The sequence below is a fragment of the Pseudofrankia inefficax genome (genome assembly GCF_000166135.1).
Taxonomy (GTDB): Bacteria; Actinomycetota; Actinomycetes; order Frankiales; family Frankiaceae; genus Pseudofrankia; species Pseudofrankia inefficax.
The window spans coordinates 1691113-1703943 of record NC_014666.1 but is presented as its reverse complement, the minus strand read 5'-3'; the positions used below and the strand labels follow the sequence as shown (position 1 = coordinate 1703943).

12 protein-coding genes are annotated in these 12831 nt (G+C 73.2%); 5 read left to right on the top strand and 7 right to left on the bottom strand.

The window, feature by feature from the left end:
- The first annotated feature begins 65 nt into the window (after nucleotides 1-65).
- Nucleotides 66-1094, top strand: coding sequence for an isopenicillin N synthase family dioxygenase (locus FRAEUI1C_RS06805; RefSeq protein WP_013422551.1), 1029 nt, complete (start codon nucleotides 66-68; stop codon nucleotides 1092-1094).
- A gap of 6 nt (nucleotides 1095-1100) precedes the next feature.
- Here the strand turns inward: FRAEUI1C_RS06805 and FRAEUI1C_RS06800 are convergent, their stop codons facing one another.
- The 5 genes from FRAEUI1C_RS06800 to FRAEUI1C_RS06780 all read right to left on the bottom strand — a co-directional run bounded on the left by FRAEUI1C_RS06800 (nucleotide 1101) and on the right by FRAEUI1C_RS06780 (nucleotide 6321).
- Entirely contained in the window at nucleotides 1101-2105 is a 1005-nt protein-coding gene (locus FRAEUI1C_RS06800) for a thioesterase domain-containing protein (RefSeq protein WP_232425325.1), read from the bottom strand.
- Nucleotides 2106-2195: 90 nt separating this feature from the next.
- Complete coding sequence (locus FRAEUI1C_RS06795) at nucleotides 2196-2837, bottom strand: GTP-binding protein (protein ID WP_013422548.1); 642 nt, start codon at nucleotides 2835-2837, stop codon at nucleotides 2196-2198.
- On the bottom strand, nucleotides 2818-3198 hold the full coding sequence (locus FRAEUI1C_RS06790) for a DUF742 domain-containing protein (protein WP_013422547.1): 381 nt from the start codon (nucleotides 3196-3198) through the stop codon (nucleotides 2818-2820). Before FRAEUI1C_RS06790 ends, FRAEUI1C_RS06795 begins: the two co-directional genes overlap by 20 nt.
- An 8-nt stretch (nucleotides 3199-3206) precedes the next feature.
- Nucleotides 3207-3599 carry a roadblock/LC7 domain-containing protein gene (locus FRAEUI1C_RS06785; protein ID WP_013422546.1) on the bottom strand — a complete coding sequence of 131 codons (393 nt, stop codon included), beginning with the start codon at nucleotides 3597-3599 and terminating at the stop codon, nucleotides 3207-3209.
- The gene (locus FRAEUI1C_RS06780) at nucleotides 3583-6321 is read right to left on the bottom strand and encodes a sensor histidine kinase (protein ID WP_013422545.1); all 2739 of its coding nucleotides are present in this window, start codon (nucleotides 6319-6321) and stop codon (nucleotides 3583-3585) included. The genes FRAEUI1C_RS06785 and FRAEUI1C_RS06780 overlap by 17 nt, the downstream gene beginning before the upstream one ends.
- A 499-nt stretch (nucleotides 6322-6820) precedes the next feature.
- Between FRAEUI1C_RS06780 and FRAEUI1C_RS06775 the strand changes: the two genes are divergently transcribed.
- Nucleotides 6821-7834, top strand: a complete 1014-nt coding sequence (locus tag FRAEUI1C_RS06775) for a helix-turn-helix transcriptional regulator (protein ID WP_013422544.1) — start codon at nucleotides 6821-6823, stop codon at nucleotides 7832-7834.
- A 41-nt stretch (nucleotides 7835-7875) separates the two neighbouring features.
- Here the strand turns inward: FRAEUI1C_RS06775 and FRAEUI1C_RS06770 are convergent, their stop codons facing one another.
- Nucleotides 7876-8742 (bottom strand): ABC transporter ATP-binding protein, encoded by an 867-nt coding sequence (locus tag FRAEUI1C_RS06770; protein WP_013422543.1) that lies wholly within the window; start codon nucleotides 8740-8742, stop codon nucleotides 7876-7878.
- A gap of 408 nt (nucleotides 8743-9150) precedes the next feature.
- Here FRAEUI1C_RS06770 and FRAEUI1C_RS06765 point away from each other — a divergent pair, with 408 nt between their 5' ends.
- Together FRAEUI1C_RS06765 and FRAEUI1C_RS06760 are read left to right on the top strand one after the other, a co-directional pair.
- Nucleotides 9151-9558: a nuclear transport factor 2 family protein gene (locus FRAEUI1C_RS06765; protein ID WP_013422542.1), complete on the top strand. Its 408-nt coding sequence runs from the start codon at nucleotides 9151-9153 to the stop codon at nucleotides 9556-9558.
- 23 nt (nucleotides 9559-9581) lie between these two features.
- Nucleotides 9582-10025: a group II truncated hemoglobin gene (locus FRAEUI1C_RS06760; RefSeq protein WP_013422541.1), complete on the top strand. Its 444-nt coding sequence runs from the start codon at nucleotides 9582-9584 to the stop codon at nucleotides 10023-10025.
- Between the two features lie 102 nt (nucleotides 10026-10127).
- Here the strand turns inward: FRAEUI1C_RS06760 and FRAEUI1C_RS06755 are convergent, their stop codons facing one another.
- On the bottom strand, nucleotides 10128-12038 hold the full coding sequence (locus FRAEUI1C_RS06755; protein ID WP_157734838.1) for a DNA polymerase: 1911 nt from the start codon (nucleotides 12036-12038) through the stop codon (nucleotides 10128-10130).
- A 145-nt stretch (nucleotides 12039-12183) separates the two neighbouring features.
- Between FRAEUI1C_RS06755 and FRAEUI1C_RS06750 the strand changes: the two genes are divergently transcribed.
- Nucleotides 12184-12831, top strand: coding sequence for an ArsR/SmtB family transcription factor (locus FRAEUI1C_RS06750; RefSeq protein ID WP_013422539.1), 648 nt, complete (start codon nucleotides 12184-12186; stop codon nucleotides 12829-12831).

The following is a 12831-nucleotide window of genomic DNA, read 5'->3' as shown; positions in this document are numbered from 1 at the left end:
GACGGACGTGTTTCGGTTACTTCGAGACGGGTCGGTGACGGGGGGAACGCGGCTACGCTGGTCGAGTGACCTTGGCGGCGACCACAGCCGGCCCGGCCGCGCGGAACGACGCGGCCACCCGGCCGCGCCCGGACGGCGGGATTCCCGTCATCGACCTTGGGCCGTTCCTGGCCGGCGCCGACCCGACTCCGGTGGTCGAGCGGATCGCCCAGGTCTGCTCGTCGGTGAGCTTCCTGCAGGTCGTCGGCCACGGCATCGCGCCCGAGGCGTTCGACGCCGTCTACCGGGCGAACGACGCGCTGCTCGCGCTGCCCGACGCTGAGAAGGCCCAGCTCGGCTCCCCCGACGGGCATCCCTGGCGCGGCCTGTCCACCATGCGTTCGCCGGAGGGGTCACCGCTCGTGCACCGGTTCCAGGTGTGCAACTACGAGGACGCGGCGACGGCGCTCGCGGCCGGGGTTCCCTCGCGGTATGGCGACTATTTCGCGCGGAACGTCTGGCCGGAGCAGGTCGAGGGCCTTCGGGCGTCCGTCCTGCGCTGCCTCGCCGAGATGAAGCGGGTCGGCGACGCGCTGATGGAGCTGTTCGCCCGAGCACTGGGGCTGCCGCCGGAACATTTCGCGCCGATGCTCACCCATCCGGTGTCGGACCTCGCCGTGAACACCTACCCGGCGCAGCCCGCCCGGGACTCGACGGAGCCGTCGCTGACGTTCCGGGAGCACACCGACTCCGGCATGCTGACCGTGCTGCACCAGCGCGGCGACTACGCCGGCCTGCAGGTCCAGGGCCTGGACGACGCCTGGGTCACCGTGCCCATCGACCCGGCCGCACTGGTGATCAACATCGGTGACCTGATGTCCCGGTGGACCAACGACCGCTGGCCGTCGACCCGCCACCGCGTCGTCGCAGCCGCCGACACCACCTCGACCCGCGCCTCGATCGCCACCTTCCACCTGCCGAACGTCGACACGGTGATCGCCCCGCTCGAACCGTTCGTCGGCCCCGACGGCCCGCACTACGAGCCCGTCACCCCGTACGTCTGGGAGGCGATGTTCCTCGCCAGGTACCGCGCCCCGGACCCGGACAACCGCTGACCGCTGTCAGGGGATGGAGACCGCGCGGTCGCCGGGCTCTGTAGTGGGCTCGGGAGTCCTGGGCGGCGGGCCGGCGGGCGGTAGGCCGTAAAGCGGTAGCCCGGCGAGCGGTGGGCTGACGAGCCTTGGGCCGGCGAGCGTTGGGCTGGAGAGCGGTGGGCCGGCGAGCGGTGGGCCCGGCGGCGGTGGCGGGGTCGGGGTGGCCAGATGGCGGTGGACGAGGTTGGCCAGGTCCCAGTGGTGCGGGTCCGCGAAGAAGGAGCCGCGGTCGGTGGGGATGACGGCCAGGTGCAGCTCGGCCACGGGGGCGCGTTCCCAGCCGAGGCAGCGGGAGTCGTGCAGGGCCAGCTGGGACGGGAGGCCCCAGTTGCTCGTCCGGTCGGCGGGGCGGGCCAGGACGACGGCCAGGTCCGACGGTCCGGGGCGGTAGGCCGCGTAGGCGCGCAGGGCGGCGGTGTAGGTGCCGATCGACGCGAGCAGGTAGTCCTCGTAGCGGGCCGGGTCGCGGGCGCCGAGCGCTCGGGCGATGCGGGCGCCCTGCTCGGACAGCGGCACGCCGTGGTCGATGCCGCAACGGCAGGTGCCCTGCCACAGGCACGGCAGGTGACGCATCCGGGCCAGCTCCCGGATCGCCAGCTGGGGGTTCGGTCGCGGCGGCGGCTGGCCCGGCAGCGGCAGGGCGGTGTCGAACAGGATCACGGGCGCGACCGGCTGGCCGATCCCGCGCAGCAGCCGGCCCAGCTCGTAGGCCAGGATGCCGCCGAAGCCGTACCCGGCGAGCTGGAACGGCCCACCCCACGGCTGGACGAGCAGCACGCCGGGCAGGAAGTAGGACGCCATCGCCCGGACGTCGCCCAGCGGCGGGCGAGCCCCGTCCCGGCCCGGGAGATCCAGCCCGCGGCACGGCATGGTGTCGATCAGCGCGCCGGCCAGGGGCTGTCCCGGGTGCGGTGGGCCTTCGAGCCCGCCGACGAAGAACAGCGGTGGGCGGCGGTCTCCCCGCCCGCTCAAGTGGGCCCGCCCCATCCGTCCAGCGGCACGTCGTGGGCCAGGGTGCGCAGCAGGTCGGCCGGTTCCGGGTAGCAGGGGATGCGACGCACGTCAGGTCCTTGTCTGCAGAGGTGCCCGAGCGGCGCGCGCCTCCTCGGCGAGGGTGGCGTCGAGGGCGTGGCGGACGAGTTCGATCAGGGCGGAGCGGGAGGTGGACCGGCTGCGGGCGTCCAGGGTGAGCACGGGATGGTCGATGTCCAGCGCCCCCCGGACGTCCTCGACGGGGTGCACGATCGCGTTGTCGAACTGGTTGACGGCGACGACGAACGGCACGCGCCGGTCCTCGAAGTAGTCGATCGCGGCGAAGCTGTCCTGCAGCCGCCGGGTGTCGACGAGCACGATCGCGCCGACGGCACCGAGCGTCAGCTCGTCCCACATGAACCAGAAACGGTCCTGGCCCGGGGTGCCGAACAGGTAGAGCACGACGTCCTGGTCGGGCAGGGTGATCCGGCCGAAGTCCATCGCCACGGTCGTCGTCGTCTTTCCCGACACCTGGGAGGCGTCGTCGACGCCGAGGGCGGCCGCCGTCATGTGGGCCTCGGTGGTCAGCGGGGGGATCTCGCTGACCGCGCCGACGAAGGTGGTCTTCCCCACCCCGAAGCCTCCGGCGACGATGATCTTCAGAGGGGTGGTCGTGGGCTCCTGGACGCTTTCGGAGCCGAAAGGCACGGGGCTAGAGCCGCTGAAGTCCATCGAGGACCTTTCGCAACAGGGTGGAGTCGGGGCGCCAGTCGGGGCGCTCGGGCCGGTGGACCGCGACGAGACCGTCGGCGGCCATGTCGGCGACCAGCACCTGCGCGACGCCCAGGGGCAGGTCCAGGTGCGCCGAGATCTCCGCGACCGACTGCAGGTGGCGGCACAGGAAGGCGATGTCGCGCTGCTCGGGCGGCATGCCGGGCGGTGGGTTACGCGCGGTGCTCACGCCGCGGCTGGTGGTCGCGACCAGCGCGACCAGCTCCAGCGGCGCGGTGGGCCGGGTCCGCCCGCCGGTGACGGCGTACGGGCGAACGACCGGGCCCGCCTCGTCGTCGGGCAGTTCCTCGTCCCGGGTCACAGCGGCCTCTACGCGTGTGCGCGCATCGGCGGGGAGAGGACCTGCCCGGCGCGGGTCACGAGCCGGGCCATCTCGAACGCGATGACCCCCGGATCCGCCGCCGGGCTCGCGGCGACCGCGAGGCAGGAGCCGTCGCCGATCGCGGAGACGAACAGGTAGCCGCTGTCCATCTCGACGATCGTCTGGCGTACGTCGCCGCCCTCCATGTACCGGGAGGCGCCGAGCGCGAGGGAGCGGAAGCCGGAGGCGACGGCGGCGATGTGGTCGCCGCCCTCCCGGGTCAGCGCGGCCGAGCGGGCCAGCTGCAGCCCGTCGGCGGACAGCGCTACGGCCCAGTGGATGTCGACGATGCGCCGTTCCAGGTCGTTGAGCAGGAAGTCGAGGTTACCGGTGGGTGGCATCGCCGTTCCTTTCGTCGTCGCGGGGCGACCCGGCGGGGAGCCCTTGTTGGAAGCCGGCGCGGAAGGCCGTGACGAGCCGGCGGGCCTTCTCCGGGTCGGAGCCGCCGGCCCTGGGTCCGCTCGCGGCGACACCAGCGGGGGCATACCGGCCGCCGCGCAGCTCGGCGTTCAGGCTCGCGCCCCGGCTCCGTCGCGGCAGGTGTCCGACCCGCGGCTCGTCTTCGGGCCAGTCGTCCGGCTCCGGCACCGGAGCGGCGGACCAGGCCACCGGCCGCTCGGGCAGCGGCGCCGCGACAGCGCGGGCCGCCAGCCCGGGACGGCCCAGCTGCCAGGACTGGGCGTCCGGGGCAGGGCCGGCGGCCTCCTCTCGGTCCGGGTGGCGGACCGGTGGGGGCAGGAAGAAGCTGTCCCGGACCGCGGCCGGGACCAGCGGCCCGGTCGCCCGACGGCGGCCGAGGCCGCCACCACCATCGTGGCCGTAGCCACCACCATCGTGGCCGCCGTCATCGTGGCCGTAGCCGCCGTCATCGCCGGGGCTGGCATCGTGGCCGTAGGCGTAGCCGGCGTCGTGGCCGTAGTCGCTGTCGTGGGTGTACCGGGCAGCATGGCCGTAGCCGGCGAAGTCGACCTCACTGCCGAGATCGACACTGTCGGGATCAACGTGCCCGCCGAGGTCGGCGCGAGGGTCACCGGGCGGCCCAGCGGCGACCGAGACGGCGACCGGCGGCTCGTCGTAGCCGGAGCCGACGACGTCGAGCCGGTCGAAGGCATCCATCCGGGCAAGCGCGGCCCGCAGCGGCTCGTCGTCGGGTGGCCCAGCCAGGATGGGCGCGTCGGCCGGGGCGAGGACGCTCGCCGGGAGCATCGCGACGGCGGTGACCCCGCCGTAGGCACTGCGGGCCAGGGACACGTCGATCCCGTGCCGGCGGGCGAGGTTCGCGACCACCCAGAGGCCGAGCTTGTCCGCCTCCGACTCGGGGTGGAACGGCGGCGGGTCGGCCAGCCGCTCGTTGAGGCCGGCCATCGTGGCCGGCTCGATGCCGATGCCACGGTCGGAGACCTCGACGGCGATGCCCGCGCCGACCGCGCTGCCGGTGACGACGACCGGGGTCAGCTCGGGGGACATCTGGCAGGCGTTCTCGATGAGCTCGGCGAGCAGGTGGATGACGTCGCCGACCACGGGTCCGGCGATCCTGGTGTCGACGGTGGCGCTGGCCTCCACCCGGGTGTAGGCCTCGACCTCCGCCACGGCGGCCCGCATCGCGTCGATCAGCTTCACCGGCTGGCGGAACACCCGGCTGGGCTGTCCGCCGGACAGCGCGATCTGGCCCTCGACCTCCCGGCGCATCCGGGTGGCGAGGTGGTCGAGGCGGAACAGCCGCTCGAGCATCTCGGGGTCCTGCTGGTCCCGTTCCAGGACGGTGATCAGCCTGAGCTGGCGGTGGATCAGGTTCTGGCTGCGGCGGGCCAGGTTGTGCATCGACGAGGACAGCGAGTTCTGCGCGGCCACCTCGGTCGCCGCCAGGACGGCGGCCGCGTAGACGGAGCGCAGCGCCCGGGAGACCTCGCCGATCTCGTCCTCGGTGGCCAGGTCGTCCCGTCCGCCCACGTCGTCCGCGAGGCCGCCGGGGTCGACCGGCCGCCGGTCGCGCAGCGCCGCCGTGACCGAGGGCAGCCGCTGCTCGGCGACGGTGACCGCGTCGGCGCGCAGGACCCGCAGCTGCCGCACGAGCCGTTGCGTGATCACCATGGACACGGCGATCGCCAGCACCATGATCGCCGCGGCACCGCCGCCGACGATCCCGGCGCGCAGCCGGGCGGCGGAGACCAGCGAGCTGCTCTGGTCGGCCAGGCTCACGTTGAGCTGCCCCTCGACCACCCGCAGCTGGTCGATCTTCGAGTTGACGTTGCCGAGCCAGACGGCGGGCACGACGTCGATGGGCTTGCCGGCCGCGGCCTCGGCCAGGACCTGGTCGCGCAGGGCGGAGACCGGGCCGACGGTCGGCCCTACGCGCTGGTCGTAGAGGCGCCGCTGGTCGTCGCTGGCCGCGCCCTCGAACTCGCCCAACCAGGCCGCCTCGGCGCCGGTCGCGATCCGGATACGGCCGACGTTGTCGGGAATCTGGTCGTGCAGGAACAGCGTGAGCGAGACGTAGCCACGCTGTTGCGCGGTCTGCTCCGCGACAGCGCTGATCGCGGCGAGCGCGGTGGCCGTGCGCACGAGCGGCGAGCTCGCGGTGCCGAGGCCGATCTGGGCCGAGGTCACCCCCAGCCAGGCGCCGACGATGCCGTTGTAGGCGTCCGAGATGGGTCCGATGGTGGCGGTCCTGGCGTCGACCTGACCGCGCAGTGTGGGTAGCTGGCCCATCTGCCCCACGGCGGCGGCCAGGGCGTCGCGCAGCCGCTGGTCGTCGGGTGCGCCGAGCGCGGCGGCCGTGACGTCCCGGTAGGCCGCGTCGACCGGTTCGCGCGCGGCCGCGGTGTCGGCCTGCATCGTGATGTAGCCGGAGGCGACGAACGACGAGGTGGCGTACCGCTCCTGGGCGAGCGCGCGGACCAGGGAGTTCACCTTGACCGTCAGCTGGGCCGCCGTGCGGGTGCGCCCGGCCGCGTGCGCCGCGTGCACCTGGCCGACCACCAGGGCCACGCTCAGCCCCGCGACCGCCAGCAGCGGCACGACCAGGGCGGCGGCGAGCCGATATCGGACCGGCCAGCGCTCCATCTTCCACTCCCGTCCAACGATCCGCCGTCTTTACGACAAACGCCGCAAAAAGGACAGAGGCGCGCCGGGTCAGACCAGGGACACGAGGGTGGTCCCTTCCGTCAGGGTCAGTCGAGGGGGTCGCGGCGGCCGGCACCATCCGAGGGGGGTTTCTACGGACGGTGCCGGGTCCGTCCCGGCGCGTCGCAGAAAAGTAGCCCGACCTTGCCCTTCAGGGGAAGGTTTTGGGCGTGGCCAGCTTTAGCCACCTGTCCACATGTGGCCAACCCTCGGAAACCTTCCCGTAACAATGGCTCGGACGCTGCACACTCGGGTGGAGAACGTTGCACTCAATAGGCCCATTGGTGGTATTGATCACCCCGGACGGGACCAGATCGGGACAACTCGCTCTTCCCTGCGTCACCACGCGCAGGGCACGATTCCGCCACCCCTGTTCGACGACGCCAGGTAGCTGACGGACGACGGAAGCCGACGAACGACGCGAAGCACGGACGCCACGTTGACCAACCTCGATTTCCTGGGCCTCACCCCGTTCGGCCAGCAGGTCTACGAACAGGTGGCCTTGCACCCGTATGCCGACACAGAGGGCATAGCCGGCTTTCTCGGCGCGGACGTCGCCGCGGTTGCCGCCGAACTGCGCGACCAGGCCAACCGTGGCCAGATCCGCTCGGTGGGTGGCGCCTGGCTGGCCGAGGACCTGACCCAGTGGCTCGACACCGAACACGCCCGTCAACAGGCCGAGCAGGCGACGGCGGCGGCCGAACGGGCTCGGCAGCGGTCCCGCCTGCTGCGCAGCCGCCTTCCGGCCGCGCATCGCCAGGGCACCCGCAAGCTGGTCGGTAACGACGGCACCGAGCTCGTCACCCACGGGGAGGTGAGCATCCGGATCGCGGAGCTCGCCGAGCAGGCCACCGACACTCTGCGGTTCATGCTCGCCGGCAACGAGGGTTTCGGGCCGAACCCGCACGTCATCCGGGCGTTCGTCGGCGCGGCCAAGCGCGGCGTGCGGCTGACCAGCGTCTGGACACCCGAATGCATCGCGGCCGCGCGTGGAGCGCCGAACGGCCGGCTACCTCCGTTGGGCCAGGTGCACGCCAGCCGCGACGTCCCTTACCGCGCGGTCGTCGCCGACGGTCGGGCCGTCCTGGTCCAGCGCGAGCCCGACGATCCGAGCCTGGGTGCCCTCGTCATCACGCACCATCCGACGGTGGCGCTGTACGCCCACCTCATCGACGCGCTGTTCCGGGCCGGGCAGCCGCTGTCGCCGAACGTGCCCCCGCCCGCGGCCGACACGCTCGACCCGCAGCGCGAGTCCCAGATCCTGCACCTGATCGCGACCGGTGCGACGAACGACCTCATCGGCAAGAACCTCGGCGTCTCGACCCGCACCGTCCAGCGCGAGGTGAGCCGGCTGATGGAGCGCTACCAGGCGCGCAACCGGATCGAGCTGATCACACTCACGACGGATCTGCCGGCCGACCAGGTCGGCGACGCCGTCGGCCACGAGAGCTGACGCCCTGTCGGCCTCGGGCCCCTGTCGGCCTCGGGCCCCTGTCAGCCTCGGGCCCCTGTCGGCTCCGGGTCCCTAGCGGCCTCGGGTCCCAAGCGGCCTCGGGTCAGCGAGCGGGTCCGCTGAGCGCGGGCCACGAAGCGGCCCTCCAGGCGGGCGACCCGGATCGGGTGCGCGAAGCAGGCCGTGACGAGGTCCGTGGTCAGGACCTCGTCGATCGGGCCGGCGGCGACGGTCTCGCCCTCCCGCAGCAGGAGGGCATGGGTGGAGCTGGCCGGGATCTCCTCCAGGTGATGGGTGACCAGCACGCTCGCCAGGCCCGGCTGCTCGGCGCGCAGGTCGTCGAGGCCGCTGAGCAGTTGTTCCCGCGCGGCGACGTCGAGGCCGGTGGTCGGCTCGTCGAGCAGCAGCAGCCGTGGCCGGGGCATCAGCGCGCGGGCGATGAGGGCCCGGCCGCGCTCACCCTGCGAGAGCTCCGGCCAGCGGGCCGAGCGGAGCGCCTCGATCCCCAGAAGGTCCAGCAGCTCGTCGGCGTCACGTTCCTGCTCGGCCGTCGGGGTCCAGCGGGGAACCAGGTCGATCGTGCTGGTCGCCCCGGTCAGGACCACCTCGCGGATCGTCAGCGGGGTGAGCAGCGGATGACGCGGGTTGACGTGGCCGATGAAGGCCCGCAGGGCGCGGACGTCGACCTTCCCGAGCTGATGGTCGAGGACCCGCACCGTGCCGGACGTCGGGTGGCTGACCGCGCCGAGCAGCCCGAGCAGGGTGCTCTTGCCTGCGCCGTTGGGGCCGAGCAGCGTCCAGTGCTCCCCCGCACGCACGGTCAGGTCCACCCCGCGCAGCAGGTAGCGCCCACCGCGGACGAGGTCGACCCGGTCCGCTCGCAGCACCTCGGGGGCCGGCTCCGGCATCGTTCTCCGTACCTCCCGCTCCGCGGTTCCCGTCGGCCGACCCTACCCAGCGGGCCGGCGGCGCTCCGGCCGTCGACGCGGCCTTTTGGCGGCTTGTGGTCAGGATCGCGGCGCGCGGTTCGTACCCTGGCCGCCTACCCGACGCCGATTTCCATACCAAGTTGGCGATCACCGGTCGCCGCGCTCAGCCCAGGTCACGATGATCGTGGACTGGGTATGGAAACCGTCCATCGGCGCCCGATTCGCGCCCTTTGCCGCCCATCCATCACGAGAGCAAGTGCTTACTAAGTTCTTGCCACGGCCTTGAGGCGGACCTAGTGTGTCCCGTGCCTCATCCGCCGCCGCCGGAGGCCGGCTGGCCGGCCGGCTGGGGCGGCGTGCCCGCCGAGCGACGTGAGGGGACACATCATGATCGAGGACAAGGTCGTCACCGCGTTGCAGCGGCACTGGGAGGACGGGTTCAACCAGTACGACCTCGACCTGGTGATGGAGCCCGTCGACCGCGACGTGGTGTTCAGCTCGCCGTTCGTCCCGCGGCTGACGGGCGATCCGGAAAAGGTGACCATCGAGGGCTACGACGCCTTCCGGTCCTACATCGACGACTCGATGCGCCGCGTCCCCGACATCCGCTACTCCATCGACGCGTCCTTCGTGAGCACCCAGACGGTTGTCTTCGTCTACACCTGCCGGTTCACCGACGGACAGGTGAAGACCGGCGCCGACTCCATTCGCCTCAACCGGGACGGGAAGATCGTCGAGTGGCGTTGCCACTACTCGTTCGACCCGGAAGCCCTGGACAGCCTCATCCAGGACTGACCGAAGGCTGGCATTCTTGGCCCATGCGCAGCGTGTACGAGGAAGCGGGCGGCGACGAGGGGCTGCGGCGTCTGGCGGACGCCTGGCATCGCCGGGTGATGGCCGACGAGGTCGTAAGCCACGCCTTCAGCCACGGATTCCGTCCCGACCACCTCGAACGGCTCGCCAGCTACTGGGCCGAGGCGCTCGGCGGACCTACCTCGTACTCCGACCAGTACGGCGACGAGACCCTCGTTGTGCGGCTCCACAGCGGCAACGGCCCGCATGACGACATGGACCGCCGGGCGATCGACTGCTTCGACGAGGCCCTGGCGGACGCCGGCCTGACCGCCGAGCCGCTCCGCCAGCTTCTGCACGACTACTTCGCTTGGGCCACCACGACGACGATGAACCGCTACCACGACTCCGCCGACGACGTTCCCGCCGGACTGACGATCCCGCGCTGGTCGTGGGCCGGCCTGGTCTAGGACCAACTGGCCGGGCTACGACCACCAGAAGGCCGAAACAGCGATCATGGAGACGCCGGAGCCGAGCGAACGTCGCCAACGACGGCACTGGCCGGCCCGCCGTCACGGCTTCGCGTCGGACCAGCGGCTGATGACGGCGATGTCGGCGACGAACCGGACCGCGCTGCCGGCGGCCCAGTGGGCGGCGGTCGCGTCGAGCGCCCGGTGGGTGGCGGCGACGGCGGCCTCGGCGGTCTGGACCGGGACCTGGAGCAGCAGCTCGTCGTGCAGGCACAGGACGATCGTGCCGCCCAGCGGGATCAGCGCCTGGCGGACGGTGACGGCCCAGGCCTTGAACAGTTCGGCGGCCGCCCCCTGGACGACGGCGTTGCGGGCGAACCGGCCGTAGGCCGCCGCCGCGCGGCCGATGTCGCCGTCCGCGTCGGCCGGTAGCGCCCGCAGCGGGATCCGCCGGCCGCCGAACGTCCGCAGCGGCGTGGCGGGAGCGGCGCCGAGCGCGGCCGAGCGCCCGGCGGCGTCCGCCGCGTCGAGGTAGGCGAGCGCCACGCCATAGGTCTCGCGCATCTGGCGCAACGCCTGACCGGCCGCGCCGGTGGTCTGGCCGTACATCGCCGCGAGGACCGCGACCTTGGCGGTCGGCCGGTCGACACCGAGCCGGGCGGCGACCGGGGCGTACAGGTCGTCCTGCCGGGTCGCCCTGGTCAGCTCCGGGTCGCCGGAGACGACGGCGAGCACCCGTGGCTCGATCTGGCCCAGGTCGGCGCGCACGAACCGGTGGCCGGGCTCGGCCACGACGGCGACCCGCATCTCGGCGGGCAGGTTGTGCAGCCCGGCGTCGGCCGTCATCCTGCCGGCCGCGCCGTCGCTGCCGTGCCACCGGCCACGCAGCCGGCCGTCGGCGCCCACGTGGGTGGCGAGCCACCGATGCCCATACGTCGTCGCGATCCGCTCCGCCTTGCGCCAGGCGAGCAGCTCGTCGATGACCGGGTGGGCGGCGCTCAGGGCCCGCAGCCGGCCGGACCGCGTGTCGGGCACGTCGATCCCGACCGCCGCGAGGGCGGCCCGGACCGACGCCGGGTTACGCAGGTCGACCGACGAGCTCAGCTGGCGCAGGACCGGGGCGTCCCGGGTCCGTCTGGCCGCCGCCTCCCCCGCGTCGCCGACCGGCGGCGGACCGATGATCTCGGTGATGGTCGCGGTCGCCGTCGGCCGGTCGACCGGCAGGCCGTCGCGTTCGAGCTCGCGGGCCAGCACCTCGGCGGCGGACTCGGCGCGTGCCGTCAGCAGCGCCAGCGGCAGGCGCCCGGGGCTGGCTCGCGGGTCCGGCAGCGTGCTCAACGCCTGCTCCTGCGCCGCCATCGCGACCAGCGCGAGCCGCGCGAACCGGGCCGCCCGCGCCAGCCGGACGCCCGGCCCGCCGGCGGCGGTGGCGCCCAACGTCTCGTCGACCCAACCGAGCCGAAGCTGCCCGTCGAGACCGACCGGGTCGTCGACGTCGCCGACGTCGTCCTGCTGCTCGACCATCGCCAGCAGGTCGAGCTGGCCGTCGCCGCGGGCCCGTCGCGGCAGGGGCGGAACCGGCAGGCCGCGTGTGGCCGCCCAGACCGCGCCCGGGTCGTCGCGGTGGCCGCCCCGCAGGATCCGGTGCACGGCGGCGAGGTCCCAGCTCAGCGCCGGGCCACGGTCCGCGGACTGGCGCCACCCGCCCGCCAGCGGCGACCCGGCGCCGCGCGCCGACCACCACACCCAACGCGGGCCGATCGCCGCCTCCACGTCGGTGAGCACCGCCGCGGGATCGGCGTGCCCGGCCCAGCCGCCGTCCCCAAACGCGAGCGCCACCCCGACGCCCGGAACGGCGACCACCGCGACCGCCGTGCCCGGTCCGACGCCACTCGCCCGCAGCGCGCTCGCCGGGCTGGCCGGGCTGGCCGGCAGAGCTGGCCCTGCCGGCGAAGCCAGGCTGGCCGGCCGGGCTGGCCCGGCCGGATCGTCAGCCGCCCAGGACGAGACCACACGGCCATGGTGCTCCACACCACCGACATTTCAGGGCCGACGACCAGCCAGAACGCTCCGGTCGTCGGGGTGCGACCGTTTCGCGCGCCTCACCGACAGGTGCGACCTCGTTGACAAATTTTTTTGTCGGGTGAACCATGGACCCATGCTCGACGTAGCGGTCATCGATAGTCCAGGCGCGGCGGAGGCCTCGCTGGACCCGGTGCGGGCCCGGCTGCTGGCCGCCCTCGCGGAACCGGGGTCGGCGACGAGCCTGGCCGCCAGGACCGGGCTCACCAGGCAGAAGGTGAACTATCACCTGCACGCGCTGGAGCAGCACGGGCTGGTGGAACTGGTCGAGGAACGCCGCAAGGGGAACTGCACCGAACGGATACTCCAGGCGACCGCGAGTTCGTACGTCATCTCTCCAGCCGCGCTGGCGGACGTCGCCCCGGATCCAGACCGGGCGCGAGATGAGGGCTCGGCCCGCTGGATGCTGGCCCTTGCCGCCCGGCTGATCCACGAGGTGGGGCAGTTGCTCGCCGGCGCGACGGCCGCCCGCAAGCGGCTGGCCACCTTCGCGATCGACAGCGAGATCCGGTTCGCCACCGCGGCGGACCGGGCGGCGTTCGCGGGCGAGCTTTCCGACGCGGTCACGGCGCTGGTGGCTAGGTACCACGACGAGACGGCCACCGGCGGCCGGCCGCACCGGCTCGTGATCGCCCTCCATCCCAGCCTCAAACCGCCGGACGCCGGCACCAATCAGCAACGCCGTCCAAGCCCGCCCGAGCCCGGTCTCACCGAGGAGAGCTGA